Genomic DNA, 26,025 nt, shown 5'->3' with positions numbered 1-26,025 from the left:
GAACACATGTTCGAACTCGGGATCGACTCGGCGCCGACAGTGGACGACATCCACCGCGGCACGGCGGTGGTGTCCCGGATCGGCGAGGGTCGCGACGATGTCGAACGCATCGACCTGATGCGCGCCCTCGAGGAGCTGAAGTGCGCCGCCGAGGCCGCGCAGGCAATGCTGACCGCTGCCTTCGACCGGTCGCAGCGCGAGCGCGAGGCTCGGGCAGGAGTCCCAGTCGAGCGCCGCGGGCGCGCGGTCGCCTCGCAGGTCGCGCTGGCGAGGCGCGAGTCGCCGCACCGCGGCCGGCAGCACCTCGGCCTCGCCCTGGTGCTCGAGGAGCTGCCCTGCACCCGTGACGCGTTCCGAGCCGGGCGGATCACCGAGTGGCGAGTGATGTTGCTGGCCCGCGAGACGGCGTGCCTGTCGAAGGCCGACCGGGGCGAGGTCGACCGGCGGATGGCCGGTGACGCCGACGTCCTCGAAGCCATGGGCGACGGCGAGCTCGTGAGCCGGGCCAGGGAGGCCGTCTACGAGCTCGACCCGGTGTCGTTCGTCGAGCGACGCCGGCGGGCCGAGGCCGATCGACACGTCGGCTTGCGGCCGGCGCCCGACGTGATGAGCCAGCTCTCGGCGCTGCTGCCGGCGAAGGACGGCGTCGCGGTCTGGGCGGTGCTCGGCCGCGAGGCCGACCAGCGGCGGGCCGCCGGTGACGAGCGGTCGCGCGGCCAGATCATGGCCGACACCCTGGTGCGGCGGATGCTCGATCCGCGGGAGGGCGAGCGGTCCCTGCCGCTGATGATCAACGTGGTGGTGCCCGACTCCGTGCTGCTGGGTGACGACCACAACTTCGGCTGGATCGAGCACTACGGCCCCGTGCCCGGAGACCTGCTGCGCGAGTGGATCGCGACCAACGCCGAGGACGGCGTCGACCAGTGGGTGCGGCGCCTCTACGTCGCGCCGGCCACCGGTGCGCTGGTGGCGATGGACTCCTCGGCCCGCCGGTTCGAGGGTCGGCTGGCCGACTACCTGCGCCTGCGTGACCGCGGCTGCCGGACGCGCTGGTGCGACAGCCCGGTGCGCCATCTCGACCACGCTCTTGACCACGCTGACGGCGGACTGACCAGCGCCGCCAACGGCCAGGGTGTGTGCGAGCACTGCAACTACGCCAAGCAGGCGCTCGGCTGGAGCGCCCGACCGCGCCCCGGACCTCGCCACACCGTCGAGACCGTGACCCCGACGGGTCACCGTTACCTCAGCACGGCGCCGCCGCTGACCGTCGCCGAGCGAGGGCTGCGCGTCGACTTCGTGATGACGGCCTAGTCCGGCACGAGCGCCAAGAACGGCGTGCTGACCTCGCCCGTGGTGTTGATGTCGAAGTCGAGTGGCGTGTCCGGAGCGGCTGGGCGTCCGCTGCTCAGGTCCAGCGCGGGCCAGTCAAACCACTCCAGGTGGAGGCGGTGGAGCTGCGTGATCTCTTCGTAGGCCTCGCCACACAGGGCCGCGATGTCCTGCTCCGTCAGGCCTCGCTTCTGACCGCGGACCCACCAGGAGAACGAGTAGAGGGGCAGGTAGCCCTCGGACTCGAGGCTCTCCTCGAGATCCCAGATGAGCTGCTGGAAGGGCGTGGTCACAGGAGCGGGTTTCCTTCCAGCGGGATCTTGGTCTTGCCGCCGTTCTGGGAGATCACGGCGTACGGGCCATGGGTCAGCGGATCGGGTCGGTTGCCGTGCAGGTAGCCGTCCATGACCCGGATCTGACGGTCGCGGCGCGTGGGGTCGAGGTAGACGATGCCCTCGCCCTCGCTCGATGGCCTGACCGGCCAGTCCTCCAAGAGCTGTCGTAGCCGCTTCGGGCTGAGGCCGCGCAAATCCCGAGGATCGAGCAAGTGCGGGCTGTTCAGCAGTCCGCGAAGACGCTCGACCCGGGCGATCCGCTCCGCGTCGAAGGCCGAGGCAACCGTCACGCGGGCGCGGCGGAACACCGCCAGCTCCGCACGTACGTCGCGCGCAGCCGTGGCGGCCAGCCGCAGCGGAGCCGCGCACGTGGAGGCGAGCGTCCGCAGCGTCGAGATGATGCGCAGGAGGCGAGGAGCAGCGCCGGCGATGCGAGCGGCGTTCAGGGCGGTCGCTCCGGCGGCCGTCGCGCCGCCGGTGACGACGCCGAGCACGATGCCGATGCCTTCGATGATCACGGCGTCGCGGAGCAGGTCGTGGACGAGGTCGAGGATCATGGCGCGCTGCTCGTCGACGTGGTCGGCGTACGCGTCGCAGGTGCGGGCGAGCACCGCGCACTGGTCGCCGATCGCGCGGCAGCGGTCGGCGAGCGCCGACGTCACCTCGACGGCGACCGGCACCTCGGCGGAGCGGAGCAGGGAGAAGGAGCGGATGGCCGTCGTGCAGTAGGCCGACAGGTCGGACACCTGGAGCGAGGCGTTGCGCCACGCGGCGGCGGCGGCGCGCAGCGCGTCGGTGTCGGCATCGGGCCAGACGAACCCCTCGACCTGGTCGAGGATCCACGCCGCCCACGACGGCAGGCCCGAGGGATCGCCACCGAGCGAGGAGGGCAGCGAGCAGGGCAGCACAGCGACATAGCCGGCGACGCACGGCGTGGCGTCGAAGACGGTGCGGCCGGAGATGAGCGAGCGGTTCTCGGCGTCGCCGTGGTTGGCGAGGGTGGCCGCGGTCAGCCGGCCGCAGGCGCTGAACGCGTCGACCAGGTCGCCGAGGGCGTCGAGGCAGGCGGCCGCGGCCTCGTCGTAGGCCGCCGCGAACACCTCGGCCACCGAGGCGTCGCCGGCCATCGCGCCGCACGCCGACAGCCGCGAGCGGAGCGTGTCGTGGACCAGCGCCGCGCTCTGGTTGCCGTGCTCGAACGACGACGAGGCGTCGACGAGCGGCACCGAGTCGACGAGCATCAGCGGACTCCGTTCCACATCGTGGTGTTGGCGGTCACCGCGGCGCCGTAGTTGTCCGCCGCCGCGTGGAGCGCCCGGCGCATCGCGACGAGCGCCGTGTGCATCTCGCGGTACGACGCCTCCCACGAGCCGTGCGCGGCGAGGTGCGCGGCAGCGGCGGAGCCCGCCCACATCTCGTGCAGCCGGGCGACCCGCCAGCGGAGATCGACGACCACCTCGTCGAGCTCGGCCTCGACGGCGTTGAGCGAGGCCACCACCTCGCGCGCGAGCTCGAGGTCGACGGCGTAGGAGAACCTGCTCACGACAGCCTCCCCGCGAGGGCCGAGAGCGACGACGCGGAGCGGTCGTCGGCGACCCTCATGTCGGTCTGGAAGAGCGTCATCGAGTCGGCCAGCCCCGACAGCGCCGACTCGACGGCCGCCGAGGATCTCAGCCAGTCCGACCACGCCTCGGCATACGCCGCCCCGGCGGCGCCGTGCCAGCCGTCGAGCAGGACGGCCGCCTCGCCGGCGGCGCGGTCGCGCGTCGCGGACAGCGAGGCCGCGGCACGCCGCACCTCCGCGACGGAGGCGTGGAACTCGGGGGTCGTGAACTCGATCGTCATGACCCTCACGCTGCCCGCGCACGGGCCCGTCGAACGGGCCTCGAGCAATCTGTGGATGAAGGCGTCGATGGGTACCCGTTCCACATGCTCCGACGTACGACGATCGCCACTCTCAGCCTCGGGCTGACCGCAGCAGTCCTGGCCGCCGTGCAGAGCGGCGGACCGACCGACGCCGCGCCAGCGGCCGAGAAGCCCCACCGCAGAGCTGGATTCACCGAGGCCGACAAGGCGGGCTTCGGGACCTCCTACACCCGGCAGAGCAAGGCGTGGTTCACGCTGCAGGGCGGCCGGGTCAGCGAGGTGTTCTACCCCGACCTGTCGACGCCCAGCCTCCGCACCCTCGAGCTCACCGTGACCGACGGCGGCTCGACGGACCGGCAGGGCCGCGACATGACCAGCGTCGTCACCCGGCCCGACGAGCGCAGCCTGCGCTTCACCCAGGTCAGCACCGACAAGGACGGCCGCTACCGCGTCACCCAGGAGGTCGTCACCGACCCGGCGCGCAGCGCGGTCGTCATTCAGGCGAGCGTCGAGTCGCTCGACGGCGGCCAGCACACGCTCGGCGTGCGCTACGAGCCGGCGCTCGGCAACGGCGCCGCCGGCGACCGCCTCCGCAGCAGCAAGCACGCGCTCACGGCGGTCGACCGCAAGGCCCGCGTCGCCAGCACGCTGGTGAGCAGCCCGGCCCTCCGCAGCGCCGGCCGCCAGGCCGCAGACATCGGCGCGACGACCGCCACGATCAGCCTCGGCTTCGGGCGTACGCCGCGCAGCTCGTCGAAGACCGCCCGCACGGCGCTGACCCAGCCCTGGAGCACCATCGCCGCGGCGTACGACGCCGGCTGGCACGACTACCTCGCGACCCTCAAGCCGGTGCCGGCCAGCGCCGCCGCGATCGAGCGGCAGTACCTCGCCTCGGCGCTCGTGCTCGCCGCGGGCGAGGACAAGCGCAACCCGGGCGCGTTCGTCGCCAGCCCGTCGATGCCGTGGGTCTGGGGCGACGAGGTGAAGGACCTGAGCTACCCGTCGGCGTCCTACCACGAGGTCTGGTCGCGTGACCTCTACCAGATCGGCACCGCGCTCTACGCCATGGGCGACACGGCCGCGGCCCGCCGCGCGGTGCGCTGGCTGTTCGAGACCCAGCAGAAGAAGGACGGCTCGTTCCCGCAGAACTCCGACGTCGACGGCCACGAGGAGTGGGCCGAGCTGCAGCTCGACCAGGTGACGCTGCCGATCGCGCTGGCCCACCTCGTCGGCAAGACCGACAAGCGCACCTACCAGGGCATCAAGAAGGCCGTGCGCTTCCTGATGGGGTTCCGTGACGACGAGTCGCACAAGAAGGCGCCGTACTCGCCCCAGGAGCGCTGGGAGAACCAGTCGGGCTACTCGCCGGCGACCATCGCCGCCCAGATCGACGGGCTGGTCACCGGCGCCGCGATCGCGCGGCAGCACGGCGACAAGTTCCTCGCGAAGCAGTGGGAGAGGACCGCGGACCGCTGGGCCCGCAAGGTCAAGCGCTGGACCGTGACGACCAACGGCCCGCTCAGCGACGCGCCGTACTTCCTGCGGGTGACCAAGGACGGCAAGCCCGACAAGGGGACGAAGTACGCCATCGGCGACGGCGGGCCCGCGCGGGCCGACCAGCGCCGCGTGGTCGATCCGAGCTTCCTCGACCTGGTGCGCTTCGGGATCCTGGCGCCCAGCGACCCGGTCGTCCTCAACAGCCTGGCCGTCGTCGACCAGGACCTCGCGTCGTCGACGCCCAACGGCACCTTCTGGCACCGCTTCTCCTTCGACGGGTACGGCGAGACGCGCACCGGCGCCCAGTGGGACATCAGCGAGGACGGCGAGCGCCGGACCCTCGGCCGCGCCTGGCCGCTGCTGGCGGGCGAGCGCGGGGAGTACGCCGTTGCGGCCGGCCAGAGCGGGGCGGCCTACCTCGCCAGCGTGGCCGCGGCCGCGAGCGGCTCGGACATGATCGCCGAGCAGGTCTGGGACGGCCGGCCGCCGACCGGCGACCCGTGCTGCCCGGCGGGCGAGGGCACCCGGTCGGCCACGCCGCTGCTGTGGTCGCACGCCGTGCTGGTCCGGCTCGCGTGGACCATCCAGAACGGCCGCCCGGTCGACCTCCAGCAGGTCGTCGCGGACCGGTATCTGGGCTGACGAGGCGCAAGTCGGTCCAGACCGGCTGTTTGTGAGGGCCCCAGACACGGTAGGCATGGGGTAGTCGGCCATCAGAGTGGGGGGAACCGACTGATGCAGCTCTCGTGGAGTGATCCGCGCCTGTCGGTGGCGAGCGACTCTCGCCGCACGGCGCGCTATCGCTTGCTCCAGTCCTGGTACCGCGAACAGGTGCTCATCGCCGAGTACGGCGAGTACCGCGTCAACGGCGGCAACCGCCCGCTCGGCAGCCTGCTGGCGCTGCACGACGTGGTCGAGAGACCCGGGCTCAACTTCCTGTCGACCGACGCGGCGCACTACGCGCTGGACCGCGCCGAGATCGTGCAGGCCTCGGGCGGCAGCATCGACAAGGCCCGGCTGGCGCGCAACATGCTCTCGAGCATGCCGATGGCGTTCTCGATCTTCGGCGAGCTGCGCGCGGCGCCCGACCGCGGCCTCGACGTCGTGCGCGCCTTCCTCGACCCGCACGCTCTCGCCGTCGAGGTCATGGAGTGCGTGTGGCGGCCGGCGGTCGACCTGCTCGGCGACCGGTCGGCGTTCGATGCCGCCGTGATCACCGTCCGCGACGACGGCAGCCGGCACCTGGTCGGCATCGACGTGAAGTACACCGAGCAGTTCAACCGCACGATCTACAACAGCGACGGCTACCGCCAGGTGCACGAGTACAGCGGCTGGTTCCACCCGGGCACCGCCCGGCCGCTGCTCGGCCCGGCGACCAACCAGCTGTGGCGCACGAGCCTGCTCGCCGCCGCATGCGCGCGCCACGGGGTGATGGGCGTGAGCTCGGCGTCGGTCGTCGTGATGTGCCTCGGCGAGGACCCCGACGCCACCCGCGCGCTGGCCGGGCTGAGCGCCGCGCTGCGCGAGCCGCAGGAGCACTGCCGCATCGTGAGCCTCGAGTCGTTCGTCTCGGGAGTGCGCGACGGGCTCGGGCCTCAGGACGGCTGGGGCGACGCGTTCGCCGAGCGCTACCTCCAGCCGCCGGACATCTACGCCGAGCTGCCCCACGAGGACTCCGAGTCGCTGGAGCTCTGAGCGGGCCGTGACCACCGCCTCTCGGGACCAAGCGGCGGCGCGGCTCGAGGCCGAGCGCCGGCGTACGACGCAGCGGCTCGAGCGCCTGCGTCAGGACCACGAGGGCTTCGTGGCGGCGTCGCTGAACTCCAACGCCGACGACGAGCACGACCCCGAGGGCGCCACGATCGCCTTCGAGCGCTCGCAGGTCGAGACGCTGTCGCGTCGGCTGCAGCAGCACCTCGCCGACATCGAGGCGGCCGAGCGGCGGGTCGAGGACGGCACCTACGGGATCTGCGAGCGCTGCGGGGCCGCGATCCCCGACGCGCGCCTCGAGGCCCGCCCGACGGCACGGACGTGTGTTGCCTGCGCTGCCTAGACTCTGCCACTAGCCTGCACCGCACCCCGACCGCACCCTGACCGGACGCACCGACCCCACCGACGCCCCTCACCCGGAGATCCCCATGACCGTTCGCCCGTACGCCGCCGCTGCCGCCGCCGGCACCGCCCTCGTCACGCTCCTCTCCACGGTGCTGACCGCCGCGCCGGCGCAGGCCCTCCCGCCCACCACGCGGACCGTCAAGGACGCCACCGAGCCGGACAAGGCCTACGACATCACCCAGGTCACGCTCCGCAGCGCGCCCAAGCCCAACCGTCCGGCCGTCGTGATCGTCAAGCACGCCCGCGGCGTCAAGGCCGGCGACGCGGTCGAGGTGTGGTTCGACCTCGACGGCGACAAGGTGCCCGACCTCCACGTGAGCGGCGACGCGTTCTCGGAGTTCACCGTGCGCAAGGCGAAGTCGTTCACCAAGGACGGCAAGGACATCTCCAACAAGGACGTCGCCCGTCTCGCGATGGCCGGCTCGACCTCCAAGATCCGGCTGTTCCTGGGCCGCCTCGGCCAGCCGACGCCGACCGCGTTCGCGGTCGCGGTGAAGTCGTCGACGTTCGACATGCCCGACAGCACCGACGACTGGGCGCCGGCGACCAAGAAGTTCACCAAGCCTGTGCTCGCCGCTCCGCTGACCTGACCCGTGACCTGACGCGGTGACCGCCTTGCGTGCGCCGTAGTGTGGGTGGGTGGCCGAGGAGTACTGCGATCTCTGCGACCTGCCGCTGAGCACCTGCGTGCACGGCATGCCCAAGCCCCCGCCACCTCCGCCGCCGTCACCGCGGACGCCCCGCGCCCGGACGTCGACGACGCAGCGCGCCTCGGCGGTGCGGACGACGACCGCCCCGTCGCGGATGCCGAGCAGGGTCACCGGCCAGTCGGCGTTCCGCCCGCACATCGTGCGGATCCTGCGGGCTGAGGGCAGCCTGGAGACCGAGGACATGCTCCTCGAGCTCGAGATGGCGATGGAGGACGAGCTCCTCGAGCGCGACCGTCAGCCCACGCCGACCGGCGAGGTGCGCTGGCACCAGTCGGCCCGCGCGGAACGCAAGGCGATGATCGACGCGGGCCTGATGGCGGGCGGCAAGCCGGGCGTCTGGGAGCTCACCGACGCCGGTCGCGCCGCCGACCACTGAGGTCGGTTGCGTCCCAGCCCCGGCGTACGAGGTTTCGAGACGGTCGCTGCGCGACCTCCTCAACCACCGACCAGCGTGCCCACCGCTGGTTGAGGAAGGCGCGCTAGCGCCTGTCTCGAAACCTCCGCAGCGTTGGCACCCGCTCGACTGGGTGCACTCACCAGAGCCGGCCCCTGCCGCGCTGGTAGACCTCGATCTCGTCGCCGAGGGTCGCGCCGAGCTGCAGCTCGAGGTGGTCGCCGGACCAGAACTTGCCGGGGTCGTAGTAGTTCGAGGGCCGCGAGCCGTCGAGCAGCCCCATCGCGGTGTAGGCCTCGGCGACGACCTCGGCACAGTAGGCCAGCTCGGCGGGCGCGCGGCGGCGCAGGCGTCCCCGGGCGACGCGCCCGAGGAGGCCGACCGTCGAGGGGAACGGCAGCCCGTCCATCCGCGCGACCGTCGTCAGGAGGGCGTCCTCCATCGCCGGTGTGACGTCGACCGAGAGCTGGCGCAGCCAGCCGCGCTGGCCGTAGCGGTCCATCCACTGGGTGACGGCGGCCTCGAGGTCGTGGAGCTGCACGCCGCGCTGGTGCTTGCCGGCCCAGACGTCGAGGAGCCCCTTGCCGAGCTCGGCGTGCCACATCAGCGGCGGCAGGTCGTCGAGGACGACGGCCATGCCGACGTGGTTGACCGGCGCGTTGGTGAGCGTGCGGATCGCGTGGTCGGCGACCGACCCACCGCGGAACAGCCACAGGTCCCCGGTGCGGGTCAGCTCGACCGCCTCGTCCAAGGGGATCCGCGAGTGCGCCATGGCACGATTCTCGCGTGAGGCTGTGGAAGTGGCTGGGGCTGGCGGGGCTCGCCGGCGTGGCGGCCACCGGCGTGGTGATCGCCCGCGACCGTCGCCAGCGCGCGCAGCTGACGCCGGACGACGTACGCGCGCGACTGCGCGAGCGGGTCGAGAGGGGCACCGGCCAGGGTGCGTGACGTCCTCGGCGTCTTCGCGGTCGCGGGGCGCCTGTTCCTGAGGCACTGGCCCGCGCTCGTGACGCTCTCGCTGCTCGCGGGTGCCGTGCGCAACGGCGCGGTGTGGGCCGCGACCGAGCTCAGCGACGTCCATGGCCAACTCGGGCAGCTCGTGCTGCTGCTGGCGCCGCTGGGGTTCCTGGTCCCGGTCGTCGTCATGCTCTGGGTCTGCCGGCGCTCGCTCCCGGCGCTCCGCGCGGTCGAGTCGGCCGAGGTCGACGTCGCGCCGACCGAGCGCCGCCCGCTGCGGCTGGTGGACGTCGCCGTGAGCCTGCTGGTGCCCTTCCTGGCGGTGTACGAGTCGCTCGGGCTGCTCGACGCGGACCTGCTGCGCTACCGCAACGCGGCCGCCGCCGACAACTTCATCCGGGCCTTCGGCGGCGACGAGGTCGACGACACGAGCAGCCGGCTGGCCATCTACTCGCTGCAGGTCGCACTGCTCATCGTGCTGGGGGCGTGGGTGCTGCGCTGGGTCCTGGGCCGCATCGAGCGCCGAGTGCACCTCGTGGCGCTGGCCTTCGTCGGCGCCTTCGTCGAGCTCTACTACACCGTCCAGCTGGCCAGCCAGATCGTGGTGCTGCGCACGCGCGGCGAGCCGTGGCTCCGCGACCGGGTGGCCGCCCGCTGGGTCGAGGACGCGTACGACGCGGTGGTCGACGCGCTGGGGCCGCTGGGCGGGGCCTTCGGCACGCTCGCCGGCTGGGTGCAGCAGGGCGTCGGCTCCCTCGACGCCGTGGTCGTCGTACCGGTCGGGTGGATGGCGTTCGCGGCGGTCGTGCTCGGCTACCGGATGGCCACCGACGAGCCCGAGCCGCAGGAGGCGCCCGACCGCTCCGAGCGACAGGCTCCGGGACTGCTGCGGTCGTTCTGGGCTGACGTGCGGGAGCGGTGGTCCGCGCTGTTCGACGGGCTGCGCCTGCTCCTGGCCGCCGGGCTGGCGCCGATGCTCGTGCTCAGCCTGGCGATCCTCCTCGTCCTCAGCCTCCCCGCGCTGGTGCATCCCGCCGTGGCCGCGGTCATCGGGCCCCAGGCCTTCAACGTCTCGCTGGCCATCACGCCCTACGAGATCGCCGGAGGCTTCGCGCTCTCACTGATGCTCACCGCGCCGCTGCTGGCTGCGTCGGTCGACTACCTGGTCAGGACACGGACAGCGACACGTAGTCGGGTCGCTCCCACCACACCAGCACCCGGGTGATCGTGCGCCCGTCCGGGACCAGCACCACGGGCGCGGTGGTCCAGGTCGGGGGGCGGTCCGCCTCGCCGTCGGGGACCACGCCCCGGCCGACGTCGCCGTGCGGGTCCTCCGGGCCGCCGCGCTCCTCGGGGACGCACGCGACCGGGGAGTCGCTGCTGTCGGCTTCGTACCTGCGGCCCTCGTCGTCGACCAGCGCGACCTTGCACCCCCGCAGCACCTGGTCGGGCTCGGCCCTCCAGCGGAGGTGCACCGCGACGGCCTGCACCCCGTCGGGTGGCGGCGCGGGCTCCTCGAACGCGTACGGGTAGAGCTCGGTCGTGCGCAGCTCGGCCAGCTCCACCTCGAAGGTACGCGAGGTCTCGCCGAGCGCGTCGTCGTAGTCGTCGGTGACCCGCGCGGTGCCGCCCTGCGGAGCCGAGCCGAGCTCGTGGTGCAGCCCGTTGTCCCACCAGAAGTCGAGGTCGTAGGAGGAGGACGCCGTCACCGCGGCCAGGGCCAGGGGCAGCGAGGCCAGCCAGAGCCGGTTCTCCCGCCACCAGCCGGCGCGGGCGGTCACGGTGCCACCTCGTCGAGGGTGACCGCCTCGAGCTCGATCGGCTCCCGGCTCGTCGTCTCGGCCAGGTAGACGGCATCGGTGCGGTGCCACGAGGCCTCGTCGTCGCCGTCGATCCCGAGGTCGACGTCGGCGAGGTGGTCGCCGGCCAGGGTCGAGAAGGTGAGGTTGCCGCGGCTCAGCTGGAAGCGCATCCCCGCGAGGGCGTCGGGCGGGACGTCGAAGCAGAAGACGGCGTACGCCGGCACGCCGGTGCCGCTCCTCACGTTGATGGCGCAACCGGCCTTCGCCGAGGTGCGGTACTGGCGGCCCTCGGAGTCCTCGAGGTAGGCGGCCAGGAACGACGTGGGCTCCCGGGTCGCCGTCACCGTGACCGTGACCAGCACGTAGACCCCGCCGGCCTTGCTGGCCAGCTCGTCACCGAGCTGCGAGGCGACGTACTCTGCCGGCCGCACGTCGGTGACCTCGACGTCGCCGTAGGTCAGGTGCGTGACTTCCCCGACGCCGCCCGGCTCGGCGACCGGCTCGAGCGGGCTGTTCGCGTCGAGACGGGTGTTGATGACGTTGCCCACCGCGAGGGCAGCCAGGATCGCCGCCGTCGAGGTGGCTCGCCTCGCCCTCACGCGTCGACCTCGACCGGCAGGTGCCCCTCGGCGATCGGCGTCTCGTCGAGCACCCACCGGTCGGGGTCGAGGGTCTGCGGGTCGACCTCCTGGAAGTGGTAGCCGCGCACCCCGAGCGTGAGCGCGGCGAGATCGGTGTCCGGCTGCTGCCGGAGCACGAACGCCAGGTGGAGCGTGATGCCGGGGTTGACGAACTCGCCGGACGGCAGCCGCACCGCGTCGTCGACGCCGTAGACGCGCAGCTGGGCCTCCTCGTCCGGCCAGGCCAGGAATCCGGTGTGGTCACCCGAGAACGCCGCCTCGGCCAGCGTGACGCTCTCGGCCCGGTCGGTGTGGTTGGTGACCGTCGTCCGGATGACCAGGTAGCGCGCGTCCGGGTCGGCCTCGAGGACCGGCGGGAGTGCGGTGACCTGCTTGACGCTGTCGATTGTCAGGTGGAACGGCCCGAGGTCCAGCCGCTGGTCCAGGGCCAGCGGGACGACCTCCTGGTCGGCGGCGGACCGCCACCCGCCGAACGGCGCCGAGAGCACGACGACGAGCGCCGCCACCGCCCCGAGGCGCTGGGTGGGTGAGCGCCGCGCGACCAGTCCGCGGACCCGGCCGGGCACCCGACCGCGCATCCCGTCGGTCGGCGCGGGTCCCGGGTCGCTCGACACGCAGATGATCGTAGGCGGCTGCTCCGGACCGTCGGCGGTCCGTCGTAGCGTGCTGGTCGTGGACCTGCGTGACGCTTTCGCGATGGCGGAGTACCTCCTGGAGGTGCACGGCCTCGACGACTGGGAGGTGTCCTACGACAACGCCAAGCGGCGGGCCGGCATCTGCCGGTTCTCCGAGCGCACCCTCGGGCTCAGCGCGCCGCTCACCGCGATGCACTCCGAGGACGACGTCCGCGACACGATCCTCCACGAGATCGCCCACGCGCTGGTCGGCCCGACCCACGGGCACGACGCGACCTGGCAGGCGATGGCCCGGCGCATCGGCAGCTCCGGCGAGCGGTGCGTCTCGCCCGACCTGCCCACCCCGCCCGCACCCTGGCTCGGCACCTGCTCGGGCGGCCACACGATCGAGCGGCACCGACGCCCCGACCGGGTGCTGTCGTGCGGGCTGTGCTCGTCGGAGTTCGACCTCGCCCACCTCTACACCTGGACCCACCACGGCAAGCCCGCCGTGCTGCCGCCCAAGCACCGTGCCGAGCTCGCGCGTCTCGGCGTGACCTCGCCGGTGCCGGCTCGTTGACCTCCACGTCGGACGCGGTGACCCGCGGAGGCGACCCTGGTGATCGGGGAAGCCCGGATCAGTGGCCGTCGACCTTTCCCGGGGAGGCCGAACATCGATCCGGGCTCGGGGCTCGCCCGGTGCGGGTGCCCCGACTCCGCTCGTCGGGTTCATCCCAACGGGGGGTGGTTTCCACTACGTTGCTCCCGTGACGACGCCGGACGAGCGAGCGGACAACAGCGCTCGCAGCGCTGCCATCAAGCTGGTCGAGGGCGCCCTGAAGTCCGGGCGCATCGTCCAGGCCGACCACGACATGCGGGTCGCGCAGCTGCGCGGGGCACAGACGATGCAGGACATCGACCTCGCCGTGCGCGACCTCCGCGCGGTCGGTCCGGCCGCGCCGGCGACGATCGCGCCGGTGGCGGCGACCGCGACCGGGGCGACGCCGCCCGCGGCCGGGCAGCCGTGGCCGCTGGTCAACTACGGCCCGGGCGGCGGTGGCTCCGCCCACGGCGCGGCCGCGGTCGGCTCGTCGGGCACGGGCAGCAAGGCGGTCGGCGGCATCATCGCGCTGATCATCCTGGCGGCGGTGGTCGTGCCGATCGCCGGCGCCGTGATCGCGTTCGTCTCGGCGCGCGACTCCTTCCCCGACTTCGGCGGCATCGGCCCGACCGACGACACGACGTACCTCCCCGGCCAGGCACCGGGCGAGCACGGCGTCAACGTGCACACCGTCGACGGCTACCACGAGATGGTCGACGCGCTGCGCGACGAGACGGGCGAGGCCTACGCGTTCTCGGCGGTGCTCTACCCGCGCTACGGCGTGCTCGAGGTGCCGACCGGCACCAACAACCGCTACCAGAACTTCTACTGGAACGGCGAGGAGCTCGAGCTCCAGGACATCAAGGGCACCACCGACGACAGCCAGGTCGACCTCGAGCTCGTCGACGCCCAGCAGATCGTCGACATGCTCGGCACCGTGCGCGGCCGCCTCGACAACCCGGAGAATTGGTACGTCATCATCCGCGACTCGTTCGGCTCGGGCCCCCAGATCAGCGCGTACGCCAGCAACGACTTCAGCGAGAGCACCTACATCATCGAGACCCTCGACGGCACCCTCGTCTACGACTCCGAGCTCGAGGTGCAGCCGACCCCGCCGGCGCCCGCCGGCTGAAATCGGGTACCTGCCCGGCATGACTGGTCCCGACCACCCCGTCGTCGTGATGGGCGTGTCCGGCTCGGGCAAGTCCACCGTCGGCGCCGCGCTGGCGGGCCGGTGGCGGGTGCCCTACGAGGACGCCGACGACCTGCACCCGCAGGCCAACATCGACAAGATGAGCCGCGGCGAGCCGCTCGACGACCACGACCGCCACCCGTGGCTGGAGCGCATCGGCGAGTGGCTGGTGGCGCACGAGGGCGGCGGCGTGATCGCCTGCTCGGCGCTGAAGCGGAAGTACCGCGACCAGCTGCGCCACCACTGCCCGAGCGTGGAGTTCCTGCACCTGGCGGGCAGCCCCGAGCTGATCGAACGCCGCCAGGCCTCCCGGCCCGGGCACTTCATGCCGCGGTCGCTGCTCTCCTCGCAGTTCGAGACGCTCGAGCCGCTGGCTCCGGACGAGCGGGGCGAGGTCGTCGACGTCGCGGGGAGTGTCGACGAGATCCTGGCCGGGTACCTCGCGAGGAGTCGTCACGAGGAGGGCTGATGCCCGTCGTTGAGATGGTCCCGGGGCTGGTCGCCCTGGCGGAGGACCTGCCGGAGCCTGTCGCACCCGGCTGGCAGCTCATCACCGCGACCCTGGTCGCGATCGCGCTCCTGATCGTGCTGATCTCGGTCGTCAAGCTCAACCCGTTCCTGGCGCTGATCCTCGGCGGGTTGACCGTGGGGTTGATCGCGGGAGAGAACCTGCTCGACGTCCTCGCCTCCTTCAGCGGAGGGTTCGGCGACACCACGGCAGGGGTGGGCGTGCTGATCGCGCTCGGCGCGATCTTCGCGAAGCTCCTCGCGGACTCCGGGGGCGCCGACCAGGTCGTCGACACCATCGTCGGCCGGGCGTCCGGGCGCGGGCTCCCGTGGGCGATGGCCGGGGTCGGCGCGATCATCGGGCTGCCGATGTTCTTCGAGATCGGGCTCGTGATGCTGATGCCGGTCATCTACCTCGTCGCCCGCCGCGCCCAGGTCTCGCTGGTCGCGGTGGGCATCCCGGCGCTGGCCGGCCTGTCGGCGATGCACGGCTTCGTGCCGCCGCACCCCGGCCCGGTCACCGCCATCGACCTCGTCGGGGCTGACCTGGGTGTCACGCTCGGGCTCGGGCTGCTGGTCGCCGTACCGACGGTGATCGTGGCCGGCCCGCTGTGGGGTGCCGTGGCCGGCCGGTGGGTGCAGGTCTCGCCGCCCGACACCTTCGGCGACGCCGACCGCGAGCCGGTCGAGGAGAGCCGCCGCCCGTCGTTCGCGGTCACGATCGGCACCATCCTGCTGCCGGTGGTGCTCATGCTCGCCAAGTCGCTGGCCGACATCACCATCGACGACGAGGGCGACACGGTGCGCCAGGTCTTCGACGTGGTCGGCGAGCCGTTCATCGCGCTGCTCATCGGCGTCCTCGTGGCGATGCTGACCTTCGGCACCGGCGTCGGGATGAACCGCACCCAGCTCTCCGACACCGTCACCGCGTCGCTGCCGCCGATCGCGGGCATCCTGCTGATCGTCGCCGCGGGCGGCGGCTTCAAGCAGGTGCTCGTCGACAGCGGCGTCGGCACGCTGCTCGCGGACTGGGCTCGCGACGCCGACGTGTCCGTGCTGCTGCTGGCCTGGGTGCTCGCGGTGCTGATCCGGCTGGCCACGGGCTCGGCGACGATCGCGACCATCACCGCGTCGTCCCTGATCGTCGACCTCGTCTCCGGCATGTCGACCACCGAGGTGTCGCTGGTGGTGCTGGCCGTCGGCGCGGGCTCGGTCTTCTTCTCCCACGTCAACGACGCGGGGTTCTGGCTGGTCAACCAGTACTTCGGCCTCACCGTCGGCCAGACCATCAAGACCTGGTCGCTCATGGAGACCGTGCTGTCGGTCTCCGGCCTGGGCTTCGTGATGCTGCTGTCGCTGCTGCTCTAGCGGGGATCAGAGGTCGTAGACGTAGCGGCTGCCCGGCACCAGGTCGATGTCGCGGTCGAAGCCGATCCGGGCCACGCTCGCCATCAGCCTGGTGAGCCGGTCGCCGAGCTCGGCCTCGTCGCCGCCGCTGCCGTAGAACGCGTGCATGTCGACCATCCCCGCGCTGGGGAACAGCTCCTCGACCAGCGCGTCGACCCGGCGCGGCTGGTGGGGGGTCACCGGCCTCGTCACGACGTTCTGCACGTAGCCGAAGCTCGCCTGGGTGGCGATGGCGACCGGCGTGTGCTCGACGAGCCAGCGGTGCAGCCACTCCTCGCGGCGCAGCTCGTCGGGCCGCCTGAGGACGGCGACGTTGGCGAGCGCATCGAGGCGTACGCCGTCCGGCGTCTCCGGCGGCGGGATCGGCAACCGCTCGTCGACCTCCCAGCCGGCCAGCAGGTCCGTCGCGCCCGCGAGGGCCTCGGTCACCGCGGTGTCCGAGCCGGCGTCGGTCCACACGCTGACGATCGCGCCGATGTGCTCGGGACTGGTGGCGAGCCGCATCGCCGGGGCCACGTCGGCGTCGTCGACGTTGAGCTGGAGGCGCCGTGCGCCGGCCGCCGCGAGCCGCTCGCGCAGGGCCTCGTCGCGCAGCCGCTGGGTGAGCTCGCCGCCCCAGGCGGCGTACATCAGCTTCACCGGGCTGAACCTAGCCGCCGGCCACCGAGCGGTAGACCCCCACCGTCCGCTCGGCGATCGCGGCCCAGCTGAACGCGTCGATCGCGCGCTGCCGGCCCGCCCTGCCGAGCGCGGCGGCGCGGTCGGGGTCGGAGACGACCTCGACGAGCGCGGCGGCGAAGTCGGCCACGTAGCGGTCGGGGTCGAGCGGCGTGCCGGTGCCGTCGGTGGCCTGGTCGATCGGGACGAGCCGGCCGGTGGCCGCTCCGTCGGTCGTGCCGAGCCCCGAGTGTGGGTCGACCACGACCTCGGGGATCCCGCCGGTCGCGGTGGCGACGACCGCGGTCTCGCACGCCATCGCCTCGAGGTTGACGATGCCGAGCGGCTCGTAGATCGACGGGCAGGCGAACACCGTCGCCGCGGTGAGCAGCGCGACCACGTCGGAGCGCGGCAGCATGTCGGGGATCCACACCACGCCGTCGCGCGACTCGCGCAGACCGTCGACCAGCCCGACGACCTCGGCCTCGATCTCGGGGGTGTCCGGCGCGCCTGCGCAGAGCACGACCTGGACCTCGGGAGGCAGGTGCGCGACCGCGCGCAGGAAGAGCGGCAGCCCCTTCTGGCGGGTGATCCGCCCGACGAAGACCACCGACGGACGGTCGGGGTCGACACCGAGCTCGCGGACCCGGTCGGGGTCCGGTCTCGGCGACCACAGCTCGGTGTCGATGCCGTTGTGGACCACGTGCACCCGGTCGGGGTCGACGGCCGGGTAGGCGTGCAGCACGTCGTGGCGCATCGCGGCGGAGACCGCGACGACGGCGGCGGCCGCCTCGTAGGCCGTGCGCTCGGCCCACGACGAGACGGCGTACCCGCCGCCGAGCTGCTCGGCCTTCCACGGCCGCATCGGCTCCAGCGAGTGGGCGGTGACGACGTGGGGCACGCCGTGCAGCAGGCCGGCGAGGTGGCCGGCCAGGTTGGCGTACCACGTGTGGGAGTGCACCAGGTCGGCGCCGGCGCAGGCGTCGGCGATGGTGAGGTCGACGCCGAGCGTGCGGAGGGCGGCGTTGGCGCCGGCCAGCTCGGCAAGATCGGCGTACGACGCCGTGCCCTCCTCGTCGCGAGGGGCGCCGAAGGCGTGCACCCGCGTCGTGAGGTCGTCGCGGGCCCGCAGCGCGCGCACCAGCTCGGCGACGTGGACCCCCGCGCCGCCGTAGACCTCGGGCGGGTACTCCTTGCTCAGCACGTCGACGCGCATCCTGCGACGCTACCGCTGTCGCTGCCTGCTGACCTCGGACGGGTTCGTGGTTACTGTCACTCGCATGACCGCCAAGCGACCGAGCGTGCTCGCGATCGTCCTCGCCGGTGGGGAGGGCAAACGGCTGATGCCCCTCACGGCCGACCGGGCCAAGCCCGCGGTGCCGTTCGCCGGGATCTACCGGCTCATCGACTTCGCGCTGTCGAACGTCGTCAACTCCGGCTACCTCAAGGTGGTCGTGCTGACGCAGTACAAGTCGCACAGCCTCGACCGGCACGTGACCCAGACCTGGCGGATGTCGACGCTGCTCGGCAACTACGTGACGCCGGTGCCGGCCCAGCAGCGGCTGGGCAAGCACTGGTACCTCGGCAGCGGCGACGCGATCTTCCAGTCACTGAACCTGATGCGCGACGAGCAGCCCGACATCGTGGTCGTGGTCGGTGCCGACCACGTCTACCGGATGGACTTCTCCCAGATGGTCGACCAGCACATCGAGAGCGGGGCGGCCTGCACGGTGGCGGCGATCCGGCAGCCGCTGTCGATGGCCGACCAGTTCGGGGTCATCGACGTCGAGCCGGACTCGCCGACCCGGATCCGGGAGTTCCTCGAGAAGCCGACCGACGCGCAGGGGCTGCCCGACAACCCCGACGAGGTGCTCGCCTCGATGGGCAACTACGTCTTCGACGCCGACGCGCTGGTCGAGGCGGTCACCCGCGACGCGACGACCGACGGGTCCAAGCACGACATGGGCGGCGACATCGTGCCGGCGTTCGTGCGCCGGGCGCAGGCCGGCGTCTACGACTACAAGGACAACGTGGTGCCGGGCTCGACCGACCGCGACCGCGGCTACTGGCGCGACGTCGGGACGCTGTCGTCGTACTTCGCCGCGCACATGGACGTCGTCTCGCCGCTGCCGGTGTTCAACCTCTACAACTTCCAGTGGCCGATCTACACCTCCTACGGCCCGCAGCCGCCGGCCAAGCTCGTGCAGGGCGCCGACGGCACGCCGGCGCGGGCCGACGAGGCGGTGCTGTCGCCGGGCGTCGTGGTCAGCGGCGGCACGGTGCTGAAGTCGGTGCTGTCACCGTCGGTGTCGGTGTCCAGCGGCGCGCACGTCGAGGGCGCGGTGCTGATGAACGGCGTGCGCGTCGGCGAGGGCGCAGTGGTGCGCAACGCGATCCTCGACAAGAACGTCATCGTGCCGGCCGGCGCGGAGATCGGCGTCGACCCGGTGGCCGACGAGAAGCGTGGCTTCGTGGTCGAGGACGGGCTGACCGTGCTCGGCAAGGACCAGCAGTTCCCGGTCGACCAGGACTAGGACTCGGACTGGGCCTGATCCTGGAGGACGCCGGCCGCCCGCGCGGCGGCGGCGTACGCCGTCGCGAGGCTCGCGACGGTCTCGTGGGCGTTGAGGCCGCTCGGGTTGGGCACGACCCACAGCTCGGCGCCGCCGAGGGTCTCCTCCTGCCGCCCCAGCGCGGCCTTCCGGCGCCCGAACGCCGTGCGGTAGGCCGTGATGCCGGCCAGGGCGACGACCCGGGGGTGGACCCGCTCGACCAGCGCCTCGAGCAGCGCGCCGCCGGCCCGGAGCTCCTCGTCGGTGAGCTCGTCGGCGCGGGCCGTGGCACGGCGTACGACGTTGGTGATGCCGATGCCGCGCGAGGTGAGGTGCTCGCGGTCGGCGTCGGTCATGCCCGCGGCCGGGTCGATGGGCCGCTCGATGATCCCCGCCCGGAGCAGCGCGGGGTAGAAGCGGTTGACCGGGTGGGCGAAGTGGGTCTGCGTGGCGGCGGTCCAGAGCCCGGGGTTGATGCCGACGAACAGCAGCCTCAGCGGCTCGCCGGGACCGGGCAGCAGGTCGGGGACGACGGCGTCGCGGAACGACTCGAGCTCTCCCTTGGTGAAGCGCGGCACCCGGGCAGCCTGCCGGAACCCCCGCCGGGCCGCTACCGTCCCACTGTCATGCGTCGCCTTCTCGGATCGGTCCTGCCCGCCCTCGCCGTGGTCGCCGTGCTCGCTTCGGGCTGCGGCGACGAGGAAGGCGGGTCTGCCACCGACGACAGCACCCCGACCTCGTCGGGGTCGACGTCCACCGGCACTCCGACGGAGACACCGACCGAGTTGCCGACCGAGACTCCGACGGAGACGTCGCCGGATGCGCCGCCCCTGGGGGAGGTGGTCGACGTCGAGATGGTCGACATCATGACCGAGACGGCTGCGGGCGGGACGGTCTCCGAGCTCGCCGTGCCGCTGGGCGACCAGGCGGCGGTCGACGAGTTCACCGCGCAGTTCGAACCCCCGCGGCTGCCCGGCCGCGTCAACGAGGCCGTGGCGGGTGCGGAGGTGCCGGACGGGATGCTGCTCTACGGCGCCGTGATCGCGGTCGGCTGCGACGCCCCGCCGGGGCTGCAGGTGGTCACGAGCGAGGCCGGCTTGCAGGTGACCGCCGCGAAGGTGCCGTCGCCCCACGTCGAGTGCTTCGCGCCGATGACGACGGTCGCGGTCTTCCTCGTGCCGGCGTCGGCGGTCGCGTGACCGGTCAGCCGGTGGCCGGCACGTCGTAGGTGACCTCGAGGCCGTTCGCGACCGGTCGGGGGTGCCCGTCGGACGGTGAGTTGGCCACGGCCAGCGAGCCGTCGAGCTGCCGGAGCAGCATGATCGACGAGCCGCCGCCGTCGAGGTTGAGCGCGTCCTCGGCGCCGAGCCGCTCGAACAGCTTCGCCAGCTCCTTCATCGTGTAACCACGGCTGAAGGCCTGCCGGCCGTCGACGACGAGCAGGAGCAGCTGGCCGGTGTCGCGGTCGATGCCGATGGCGGTGCGGGGGTGCACGTCGACGTCGTCCTTCGACAGCCGCTTGCCGTCGCGCAGGATGAACTCGTTGCCGGTGACCGCCATCGCCACGTCCTGCGAGAGCGAGACGTCGGCTCTGAGCCGCTGCCCGGACCGCAGCGTGGCGAGCTGGCCGGCGCCGGCGCCCCGGCCGACCAGCACCAGGTCGCGCACGCGGAGTGCCTTCGGGAACGGCGAGCGGTTGGACACCACCCGGCCGTGGCGCACCACGACCATCCGCACGCCCCGGCGCTGCCCGTCGACGACGCGGTACTTCTCGAGCGTGCCCCACCTCCGGGTGTAGAGGCCGACCTGGCCCGGCCGCACGGACGGCGAGTTGACCGTGGTGACGTCGAGGCGCCGGCGCTGCCTCAGCACGGCGTCGGCGTAGAGGTCGCCGATGTGCGCGACGCCGGCGGTGTCGATCCAGAAGGCGCTGTTCCAGCCGCTCTCGACGCCGTTGAGGATGCCGCGCTGGCGGTCCTTGGCGACGCCGAGCGGCGCCTCGGTGTCGCGGATGTCGAAGAAGTCGCCGTTGACGCCGACCACGGCGTTGGGGTCCATCATGTCGGCGACCGCGTGGCGTGAGGCGACGTTGCGGCCGGAGACGAGGTCGAGCCCGACGCCCGGGGTCGCAGGGTCGATGCGCACGAGCTGACCGCGGGTCACGCCGCGCGCGCCGGTGAGCGTGAACTGCTCGAAGACCACGCCGGGGGCGACCGGGTAGACCTGCAGGGTCGTCCAGACGTCGGGGCCGCGCCGGGCCCACGGCACCGGCAGCGCGCGCTCGCCCCGGACGCCGTCGGACGTCTGGCTGTGGTGGTTTGGGACTGGTCGGTCGCGGTCGGCGTACGACGGGGCGACGGTCAGCACCGCGGCCGAGACCAGCGCGACCCCTGCGGTGAGGACTCTTCGCACTGCTCGAGGCTAGGTCGGTCGGGGCCGCTCGCCGCGGACCTCAGGAACACGGCAGGTCGTGCAGGCGCTCGAGGCCCTCGCGGTCGCCCGGGCCGAAGCCGTCCTGGCCGACGTACTCCGCGTTCATCAGCTCGCCGAGGTCGTCGACGTGGTCGAGCCCGAGCACGTGGCCGAGCTCGTGGGCGAGGATGAGCTGCTGGGAGCGCTGGTCGCCCCGGCTCTCCATCCGGTCGTAGGCGTTGGTGTCGAGCACGACCAGGCCGGTGACGAACTGCACCCGGCCGCGCACGCGCCCGGGCGTGCTCCCGCCGATGCCGGCGGTCGTGCCCTTGAGGTCGGGCACCTCGTCGGAGCCTGCCCAGGCGATGAGCACCGGAGGCGGCTTGCTGCTGTCGGGGACGCGCTGGTCGAAGGTCCGCTCGATGGAGGTGCCGTCGTACTGGAAGTCGAAGCCGCTCGCGTCGGCTGCCGCCGCGACCCCGCCGCGGATGACCTCCTCCCACGCCTCGGGGGCGCCGGCGGGGTTGACGACGTAGTGGATCGGCTTGCAGTGGTCCCAGCCGACCGGGTCGCCGTCGGGCGTGGTGACGACGAACGCGTAGGAGCCGTCGCCGTTGCCCTTGAGGTGGTCGACGAGCTGGCGGAAGCGATAGCCGGTCATGCCGGGGTCGTGAAGCATCACGAGGCCGGCGAGGATGCCGCTGATGAGCAGGCCGGGCAGGACCGGCCCGACCCTGCGCCGCGGACGTGCGGCCCGCTGGAGGCTCGGCCCGGCGGTGGCGGCCCGGTCGAGGGCGCGCAGCTGGCGGCGCATCCGCCGCTCCCAGCGCTGCTGCTCGCGGCGCTCGCGCCGGGACCCCTCCACGCTCACATTCTGCGGGTCAGCTGCAAGGGACGTCGTGGAGGCGCTCGAGGCCCGCGATGTCGCCGCGGCCGAGGCCGTCCTGGCCGTGGTAGCCGGCGTACATGAGCTCGCCGCGGTTGGGGGAGTGGTCGAGGCCGAGCACGTGGCCGAGCTCGTGCTCGAGCACCATCTGCGACTCGAAGCGTCCCTCGATCGTCGAGTCGAGCCAGACCTGGCCGATGACGTAGCGCAGTCGGCCGTTGACCTCGATCGGTGCGCTCCCGCCGCGGCCGATCACGCCGCCGTCGAGCAGGCCGGTCTGGTAGCGGTCGGACCACAGGATGAGCACCGGCTCCCAGTCGTTGCCGGCGTACCGCTCGCCGATGAGCTGGGTCTTGGTCGTCGTGCCGAGGTCGAGGAACACGAACCCGCTCGCGTCCTCGATGTCCTGCACGGCGTCGTCGACGACCTCGCGCCAGCCCTCCGGCGCGCCCTTGGGGTTGACCTGGAAGCGGATCGCGCGGCAGTGGTCCCACGTCACCGGGTCGTCGCCCTGGGTCGCGAGGAACTCGTAGCTGCCACCGCCCAGGCCGCCGGCCGCGACGCGGACCACCACGACCACGAGCACCGCTGCGCAGACGGCACCCGCGAGGCCGAGGCGCCACCTGTGCCACTCGGTGCGCTGGGGCTGCGTCGCCGGGGGCTGCGCAGGCGGCGGTGTCCCCGGCGGCCCCATCCGGGAAGTATCCGGTCGCGCCCGGCCGGCTGTCCGTGGAATCTGGCTTTCCACAGGGCGTCTGCCGGGGGTCGCGGGCGGTCCGTGGGCGGCGGTAGGTTCTGGTCAAGGTTCTCTTTTCTCGGGGGTGGACCGCATGACCCGCACGCGTGCAGCGCTCGCCGCGCTGGTGGCTGCCTGCCTGCTCGGTGCGTGCTCGGACGACGACCCCGAGCCGGACATCCCGGATCCGACGCCTTCGGTGACGAGCTCGAGTCCGGCGACGGTCAGTCCCACTTCCGGGTCACCCGAACCGGTACTGGACCCCGAAGAGACGGTGGGCGCATGGGTGTCAGCGCGAAACGCAGCTCTGCAATCCGGTGACACGTCCGCCGTAGAGGACTTGAGTTCAGCGGCATGCGAGACCTGCGAGGACTCGATTGATCCGATTCGAGAGGTATTCGATCAAGGGGGGCACTTCGAAACAGCGGGCTGGAAAGTCCTCGCTTCGGAAATCGCATCGCAAACGCCAGCCAAGGCCGAGGTCTCGGCTGGTATTGAGTACGCGGCCGGGAAAACCTTCCCAAACTCCGACAGCCCGCCAGTGATCTATGACAGCGAGAAGCACATCGTTCAGTTCCGACTCGCACTCGTTGATGGCGCTTGGCGGGTTTCCTTCATCGGATACCTATCGTGATGCGACGGCTCGCGTGTCTCGCGGTCGTGGTCGTTGCCATCTGCTTGATCCCAGCCCAACGAGCATCCGCAGCTTGCAGTTGGGTCACTGACGTGGTCATGGTGCAGGGGGCAGCGCAAACGGTGACCAGCTTCGTATGCACGGAAGATGTCGAAGTCGAGCCCGGGGTAGACGTGGCCGGACCAGCGGGGCCAGTCGATGTCGGTCTCGATGGCATCTGCACTAGCACTGCGATCTCTCTAGGTCTCGACCCATATGAGGTGTGCGGAGCGACCGAGGAGGACGACACATCCGAGGTGACGCCCGGTCTTGTTGGAGCGGCCTTCAAGCTCGTTCCTATACCGCCCAGCAATCTGATGATTCAGCCGCCGAACGGTCGGACTCTGGTCAACTTCCAGACGAATTTCTTCGCTGAGCCGCAACCTGTTGACGCCAGGATTGCTCTTCTCGGGCAGCAGGTCGAGCTCCACATCGTGCCGAAACAGTTTCTCTGGCAGTTCGGCGACGGGGAGTCCGCGGCGACCGCGGAGCCGGGGGCGCCGTACCCGGCGCTCGACGTCACCCACCGCTACCTGACCAAGGGCCGGGTCGCGCCGAGCGTGGACACGACGTACACCGCGACGTTCCGGGTCAACGGTGGGCCGTGGCGTGACGTGCCGGGGTCGGTGACGATTCCCGGCGCGCCGGTGGACCTGCAGGTGCTCACGGCCACGCCGACGCTGGTGGGGTACGGGCGCGGCTAAGGTCGCGCCGTGGTGTGGAACACCTTCGTCGAGGGCGACAACCTCGACGTGCTCCCGACCCTCGAGAGGGCGTTCGGGAAGGTTGACCTGATCTACACCGACCCGCCGTACAACACCGGCAACGAGTTCGCCTACCGCGACGACATCCGCGGCGTGGCGGGTGGCACCCGGCACGAGGCGTGGGTGGCGATGATGCGGCCCCGGCTCGCGGCGGCGCGCGCGCTCCTGGCCGACCGCGGCGCGATCTTCGTCAGCATCGACGACAACGAGGCGGCGTACCTGCGCCTGTTGATGGACGAGGTGTTCGGGGAGCCGAACTTCCTGGCGCAGGTGGTGGTGAACCTCAACCCGAAGGGGCGTCAGCTGGGGAGGGGGTTCGCGACCAGCCATGAGTACCTGCTGGTCTACGCGCGCGACGCGAGGCAGACCGTGCTCGACGCGAGCAGCCCCGACACGGTCGTGGCGAGCGACTTCCCGCTCGTCGACGCGCGGGGCCGGCACTACCGGCACCTCCCGCTGCGCAATACCAACAAGAAGTTCAACCCCGTCACGGCGCGGACCCTGCACTTCCCGGTGTACGGCGATCCGGAGAGCGGGCTGGTGCTGACCAGGCCGTTCGAGGGCGGTCAGGAGATCGTGCCGGTCTTCGGCGACGGCACGCCGGCCGTGTGGCGGTGGAGCGCGCCGCTGATCGACGAACGTGGGGCCGACCTGGTGTGCCGGGTGGTCAGGGGCAAGAACGGCGAGCGGCTCGACGTGTTCCAGAAGGACTGGCTGCACCGCGACGGCGGGCGGCGCAAGAAGCTGCGGACGATCTGGCTCGCCGAGGAGGTCGGGTCGACCGACACCGCCGTGGCCGAGCTGAAGGAGCTGGTCGGTCACGTCTTCGAGTCACCGAAGCCCACCGGCCTGGTGCGGCGGATCCTGGCCACGATGCCGGACGACGCGCTGGTGCTCGACTTCTTCGCGGGCAGCGGCACGACGGGCCACGCGGTCGCGCTCGCCAATGCCGAGGACGGCGGCACGCGGCGCTGCCTGAGCGTGAACTCCGCCGAGCCGACGCGCGTCGGCTCCAACGCCCGCAACGCCGGCCTGCTCACCGTCGCCGACATCACCCGCGCCCGGCTCCGGGCCGTGGCCGAGCGGTTCGGTGGCGGCCTCGATGAGCGCGTGCACGTGTCGCCCGTCGACTGAACGCTGCGCAGAAGACCGGGCCACCGTTGGTCGAGCTTGTCGAGACCTCCGTCGGGAAGGCACTCGGGTGAGTCCGTGCGCGGGCTGCGGTGATCTCGACAGGCTCGATCAGCGGGTGGTGGCGCGGGTGCCTTCGTGCGGGGGCTTCGAGGCTCGGCCGTAGCCGGCCTCGCACCTCAGCCATCGCCGGGGCTGGGGCCGGGCCACCGCTGGTCGAGCTTGTCGAGACCTCCGTCGGGAAGGC

31 protein-coding genes are annotated in these 26,025 nt (G+C 72.2%); 17 read left to right on the top strand and 14 right to left on the bottom strand.

Features of this window, described 5'->3' with window-relative positions:
• The first annotated feature begins 6 nt into the window (after positions 1–6).
• Positions 7–1,311 (top strand): HNH endonuclease, encoded by a 1,305-nt coding sequence (locus tag G514_RS25590; RefSeq protein ID WP_211222082.1) that lies wholly within the window; start codon positions 7–9, stop codon positions 1,309–1,311.
• On the opposite strand, the gene G514_RS0108130 is transcribed toward G514_RS25590, so the two are convergent.
• From G514_RS0108130 to G514_RS30190, 4 genes are read right to left on the bottom strand one after another with little or no spacing between them, the layout of a single operon-like run.
• Complete coding sequence (locus tag G514_RS0108130; RefSeq protein ID WP_028651346.1) at positions 1,308–1,622, bottom strand: hypothetical protein; 315 nt, start codon at positions 1,620–1,622, stop codon at positions 1,308–1,310. The two genes, G514_RS25590 and G514_RS0108130, sit on opposite strands and share 4 nt — an antisense overlap.
• Positions 1,619–2,905 carry a WXG100-like domain-containing protein gene (locus G514_RS0108125; protein WP_028651345.1) on the bottom strand — a complete coding sequence of 429 codons (1,287 nt, stop codon included), beginning with the start codon at positions 2,903–2,905 and terminating at the stop codon, positions 1,619–1,621. Before G514_RS0108125 ends, G514_RS0108130 begins: the two co-directional genes overlap by 4 nt.
• Positions 2,905–3,207: a WXG100 family type VII secretion target gene (locus tag G514_RS29760; protein ID WP_051247104.1), complete on the bottom strand. Its 303-nt coding sequence runs from the start codon at positions 3,205–3,207 to the stop codon at positions 2,905–2,907. The genes G514_RS0108125 and G514_RS29760 overlap by 1 nt, the downstream gene beginning before the upstream one ends.
• Positions 3,204–3,509, bottom strand: coding sequence for a WXG100 family type VII secretion target (locus G514_RS30190; RefSeq protein ID WP_036564099.1), 306 nt, complete (start codon positions 3,507–3,509; stop codon positions 3,204–3,206). Before G514_RS30190 ends, G514_RS29760 begins: the two co-directional genes overlap by 4 nt.
• Before the next feature lie 84 nt (positions 3,510–3,593).
• Here G514_RS30190 and G514_RS25575 point away from each other — a divergent pair, with 84 nt between their 5' ends.
• The 5 genes from G514_RS25575 to G514_RS0108090 all read left to right on the top strand — a co-directional run bounded on the left by G514_RS25575 (position 3,594) and on the right by G514_RS0108090 (position 8,228).
• Positions 3,594–5,669 carry a glycoside hydrolase family 15 protein gene (locus G514_RS25575; protein ID WP_051247102.1) on the top strand — a complete coding sequence of 692 codons (2,076 nt, stop codon included), beginning with the start codon at positions 3,594–3,596 and terminating at the stop codon, positions 5,667–5,669.
• Positions 5,670–5,762: 93 nt separating this feature from the next.
• A complete protein-coding gene (locus G514_RS0108105) occupies positions 5,763–6,722 on the top strand; it encodes a PGN_0703 family putative restriction endonuclease (RefSeq protein ID WP_342662569.1) in 960 nt (319 codons plus the stop codon).
• A 7-nt stretch (positions 6,723–6,729) separates the two neighbouring features.
• Positions 6,730–7,080, top strand: coding sequence for a TraR/DksA family transcriptional regulator (locus G514_RS0108100; protein ID WP_028651343.1), 351 nt, complete (start codon positions 6,730–6,732; stop codon positions 7,078–7,080).
• 85 nt (positions 7,081–7,165) lie between these two features.
• The gene (locus G514_RS0108095; RefSeq protein ID WP_028651342.1) at positions 7,166–7,732 is read left to right on the top strand and encodes a hypothetical protein; all 567 of its coding nucleotides are present in this window, start codon (positions 7,166–7,168) and stop codon (positions 7,730–7,732) included.
• Positions 7,733–7,781: 49 nt separating this feature from the next.
• Positions 7,782–8,228: a hypothetical protein gene (locus G514_RS0108090; RefSeq protein ID WP_028651341.1), complete on the top strand. Its 447-nt coding sequence runs from the start codon at positions 7,782–7,784 to the stop codon at positions 8,226–8,228.
• A gap of 157 nt (positions 8,229–8,385) precedes the next feature.
• On the opposite strand, the gene G514_RS0108085 is transcribed toward G514_RS0108090, so the two are convergent.
• Complete coding sequence (locus G514_RS0108085; RefSeq protein WP_028651340.1) at positions 8,386–9,018, bottom strand: hypothetical protein; 633 nt, start codon at positions 9,016–9,018, stop codon at positions 8,386–8,388.
• 14 nt (positions 9,019–9,032) lie between these two features.
• Between G514_RS0108085 and G514_RS30615 the strand changes: the two genes are divergently transcribed.
• Both G514_RS30615 and G514_RS0108075 read left to right on the top strand, forming a co-directional pair.
• Positions 9,033–9,194: a hypothetical protein gene (locus tag G514_RS30615; protein WP_169576333.1), complete on the top strand. Its 162-nt coding sequence runs from the start codon at positions 9,033–9,035 to the stop codon at positions 9,192–9,194.
• Positions 9,187–10,428, top strand: coding sequence for a hypothetical protein (locus G514_RS0108075; protein ID WP_028651339.1), 1,242 nt, complete (start codon positions 9,187–9,189; stop codon positions 10,426–10,428). Before G514_RS30615 ends, G514_RS0108075 begins: the two co-directional genes overlap by 8 nt.
• On the opposite strand, the gene G514_RS0108070 is transcribed toward G514_RS0108075, so the two are convergent.
• From G514_RS0108070 to G514_RS0108060, 3 genes are read right to left on the bottom strand one after another with little or no spacing between them, the layout of a single operon-like run.
• Positions 10,370–10,984, bottom strand: coding sequence for a hypothetical protein (locus G514_RS0108070; RefSeq protein WP_028651338.1), 615 nt, complete (start codon positions 10,982–10,984; stop codon positions 10,370–10,372). The genes G514_RS0108075 and G514_RS0108070 overlap by 59 nt on opposite strands.
• Positions 10,981–11,604, bottom strand: coding sequence for a hypothetical protein (locus G514_RS0108065; RefSeq protein WP_028651337.1), 624 nt, complete (start codon positions 11,602–11,604; stop codon positions 10,981–10,983). The genes G514_RS0108070 and G514_RS0108065 overlap by 4 nt, the downstream gene beginning before the upstream one ends.
• Positions 11,601–12,260: a hypothetical protein gene (locus G514_RS0108060; RefSeq protein WP_028651336.1), complete on the bottom strand. Its 660-nt coding sequence runs from the start codon at positions 12,258–12,260 to the stop codon at positions 11,601–11,603. Before G514_RS0108060 ends, G514_RS0108065 begins: the two co-directional genes overlap by 4 nt.
• A 58-nt stretch (positions 12,261–12,318) precedes the next feature.
• Here G514_RS0108060 and G514_RS25570 point away from each other — a divergent pair, with 58 nt between their 5' ends.
• From G514_RS25570 to G514_RS0108040, 4 genes are all read left to right on the top strand, one after another.
• A complete protein-coding gene (locus tag G514_RS25570; RefSeq protein ID WP_051247128.1) occupies positions 12,319–12,840 on the top strand; it encodes a SprT-like domain-containing protein in 522 nt (173 codons plus the stop codon).
• Between the two features lie 187 nt (positions 12,841–13,027).
• Positions 13,028–13,993 carry a DUF1707 domain-containing protein gene (locus tag G514_RS0108050; protein ID WP_028651335.1) on the top strand — a complete coding sequence of 322 codons (966 nt, stop codon included), beginning with the start codon at positions 13,028–13,030 and terminating at the stop codon, positions 13,991–13,993.
• A 19-nt stretch (positions 13,994–14,012) separates the two neighbouring features.
• A complete protein-coding gene (locus tag G514_RS0108045) occupies positions 14,013–14,522 on the top strand; it encodes a gluconokinase (protein ID WP_036564095.1) in 510 nt (169 codons plus the stop codon).
• On the top strand, positions 14,522–15,928 hold the full coding sequence (locus tag G514_RS0108040) for a GntP family permease (protein ID WP_425411432.1): 1,407 nt from the start codon (positions 14,522–14,524) through the stop codon (positions 15,926–15,928). Before G514_RS0108045 ends, G514_RS0108040 begins: the two co-directional genes overlap by 1 nt.
• 6 nt (positions 15,929–15,934) lie before the next feature.
• On the opposite strand, the gene G514_RS0108035 is transcribed toward G514_RS0108040, so the two are convergent.
• Both G514_RS0108035 and glgA read right to left on the bottom strand, forming a co-directional pair.
• Positions 15,935–16,597 (bottom strand): hypothetical protein, encoded by a 663-nt coding sequence (locus G514_RS0108035; RefSeq protein WP_036564121.1) that lies wholly within the window; start codon positions 16,595–16,597, stop codon positions 15,935–15,937.
• Positions 16,598–16,616: 19 nt separating this feature from the next.
• Positions 16,617–17,840 carry a glycogen synthase gene (gene glgA / locus G514_RS0108030; protein ID WP_028651331.1) on the bottom strand — a complete coding sequence of 408 codons (1,224 nt, stop codon included), beginning with the start codon at positions 17,838–17,840 and terminating at the stop codon, positions 16,617–16,619.
• A 64-nt stretch (positions 17,841–17,904) separates the two neighbouring features.
• Here glgA and glgC point away from each other — a divergent pair, with 64 nt between their 5' ends.
• A complete protein-coding gene (glgC, locus tag G514_RS0108025; RefSeq protein WP_028651330.1) occupies positions 17,905–19,158 on the top strand; it encodes a glucose-1-phosphate adenylyltransferase in 1,254 nt (417 codons plus the stop codon).
• Here the strand turns inward: glgC and G514_RS0108020 are convergent.
• Positions 19,155–19,754 (bottom strand): mismatch-specific DNA-glycosylase, encoded by a 600-nt coding sequence (locus tag G514_RS0108020; protein WP_028651329.1) that lies wholly within the window; start codon positions 19,752–19,754, stop codon positions 19,155–19,157. The two genes, glgC and G514_RS0108020, sit on opposite strands and share 4 nt — an antisense overlap.
• A gap of 48 nt (positions 19,755–19,802) precedes the next feature.
• Between G514_RS0108020 and G514_RS0108015 the strand changes: the two genes are divergently transcribed.
• The gene (locus tag G514_RS0108015) at positions 19,803–20,375 is read left to right on the top strand and encodes a hypothetical protein (protein ID WP_036564092.1); all 573 of its coding nucleotides are present in this window, start codon (positions 19,803–19,805) and stop codon (positions 20,373–20,375) included.
• A gap of 4 nt (positions 20,376–20,379) precedes the next feature.
• Here the strand turns inward: G514_RS0108015 and G514_RS0108010 are convergent, their stop codons facing one another.
• From G514_RS0108010 to G514_RS0108000, 3 genes are read right to left on the bottom strand one after another with little or no spacing between them, the layout of a single operon-like run.
• Positions 20,380–21,588, bottom strand: a complete 1,209-nt coding sequence (locus G514_RS0108010; RefSeq protein ID WP_028651327.1) for a phosphodiester glycosidase family protein — start codon at positions 21,586–21,588, stop codon at positions 20,380–20,382.
• Between the two features lie 40 nt (positions 21,589–21,628).
• The gene (locus G514_RS29080) at positions 21,629–22,453 is read right to left on the bottom strand and encodes a matrixin family metalloprotease (protein ID WP_051247100.1); all 825 of its coding nucleotides are present in this window, start codon (positions 22,451–22,453) and stop codon (positions 21,629–21,631) included.
• A 16-nt stretch (positions 22,454–22,469) separates the two neighbouring features.
• Positions 22,470–23,168 carry a matrixin family metalloprotease gene (locus tag G514_RS0108000; RefSeq protein WP_084151866.1) on the bottom strand — a complete coding sequence of 233 codons (699 nt, stop codon included), beginning with the start codon at positions 23,166–23,168 and terminating at the stop codon, positions 22,470–22,472.
• Positions 23,169–23,304: 136 nt separating this feature from the next.
• On the opposite strand from G514_RS0108000, the gene G514_RS30185 reads away from it, so the two are divergent.
• The 3 genes from G514_RS30185 to G514_RS0107990 all read left to right on the top strand — a co-directional run bounded on the left by G514_RS30185 (position 23,305) and on the right by G514_RS0107990 (position 25,781).
• Positions 23,305–23,844 carry a DUF6318 family protein gene (locus G514_RS30185; protein ID WP_157544654.1) on the top strand — a complete coding sequence of 180 codons (540 nt, stop codon included), beginning with the start codon at positions 23,305–23,307 and terminating at the stop codon, positions 23,842–23,844.
• A gap of 92 nt (positions 23,845–23,936) precedes the next feature.
• The gene (locus G514_RS0107995; RefSeq protein ID WP_028651325.1) at positions 23,937–24,587 is read left to right on the top strand and encodes a hypothetical protein; all 651 of its coding nucleotides are present in this window, start codon (positions 23,937–23,939) and stop codon (positions 24,585–24,587) included.
• Positions 24,588–24,596: 9 nt separating this feature from the next.
• Positions 24,597–25,781, top strand: a complete 1,185-nt coding sequence (locus G514_RS0107990; RefSeq protein ID WP_028651324.1) for a site-specific DNA-methyltransferase — start codon at positions 24,597–24,599, stop codon at positions 25,779–25,781.
• Positions 25,782–26,025: the final 244 nt, after the last annotated feature.

It is taken from the genome of Nocardioides halotolerans DSM 19273 (assembly GCF_000422805.1).
In the GTDB taxonomy this organism is placed as follows: Bacteria; Actinomycetota; Actinomycetes; order Propionibacteriales; family Nocardioidaceae; genus Nocardioides; species Nocardioides halotolerans.
Note: the sequence above shows the minus strand (reverse complement) of the source record. Positions and strands in the feature narration are given on the sequence as shown.

Excerpts from the sequence above, each read along its gene's own strand:
- G514_RS25590 (WP_211222082.1), top strand. The coding sequence starts at position 7 with ATGTTCGAACTCGGGATCGACTCGGCGCCGACAGTGGACGACATCCAC.
- G514_RS0108125 (WP_028651345.1), bottom strand. The coding sequence starts at position 2,905 with ATGCTCGTCGACTCGGTGCCGCTCGTCGACGCCTCGTCGTCGTTCGAG.
- G514_RS30190 (WP_036564099.1), bottom strand. The coding sequence starts at position 3,509 with ATGACGATCGAGTTCACGACCCCCGAGTTCCACGCCTCCGTCGCGGAG.
- G514_RS25575 (WP_051247102.1), top strand. The coding sequence starts at position 3,594 with ATGCTCCGACGTACGACGATCGCCACTCTCAGCCTCGGGCTGACCGCA.
- G514_RS0108105 (WP_342662569.1), top strand. The coding sequence starts at position 5,763 with ATGCAGCTCTCGTGGAGTGATCCGCGCCTGTCGGTGGCGAGCGACTCT.
- G514_RS0108095 (WP_028651342.1), top strand. The coding sequence starts at position 7,166 with ATGACCGTTCGCCCGTACGCCGCCGCTGCCGCCGCCGGCACCGCCCTC.
- G514_RS0108085 (WP_028651340.1), bottom strand. The coding sequence starts at position 9,018 with ATGGCGCACTCGCGGATCCCCTTGGACGAGGCGGTCGAGCTGACCCGC.
- G514_RS0108045 (WP_036564095.1), top strand. The coding sequence starts at position 14,013 with ATGACTGGTCCCGACCACCCCGTCGTCGTGATGGGCGTGTCCGGCTCG.
- G514_RS0108040 (WP_425411432.1), top strand. The coding sequence starts at position 14,522 with ATGCCCGTCGTTGAGATGGTCCCGGGGCTGGTCGCCCTGGCGGAGGAC.
- G514_RS0108035 (WP_036564121.1), bottom strand. The coding sequence starts at position 16,597 with ATGTACGCCGCCTGGGGCGGCGAGCTCACCCAGCGGCTGCGCGACGAG.
- glgA (WP_028651331.1), bottom strand. The coding sequence starts at position 17,840 with ATGCGCGTCGACGTGCTGAGCAAGGAGTACCCGCCCGAGGTCTACGGC.
- glgC (WP_028651330.1), top strand. The coding sequence starts at position 17,905 with ATGACCGCCAAGCGACCGAGCGTGCTCGCGATCGTCCTCGCCGGTGGG.
- G514_RS0108015 (WP_036564092.1), top strand. The coding sequence starts at position 19,803 with ATGCGTCGCCTTCTCGGATCGGTCCTGCCCGCCCTCGCCGTGGTCGCC.
- G514_RS0108000 (WP_084151866.1), bottom strand. The coding sequence starts at position 23,168 with ATGGGGCCGCCGGGGACACCGCCGCCTGCGCAGCCCCCGGCGACGCAG.
- G514_RS30185 (WP_157544654.1), top strand. The coding sequence starts at position 23,305 with ATGACCCGCACGCGTGCAGCGCTCGCCGCGCTGGTGGCTGCCTGCCTG.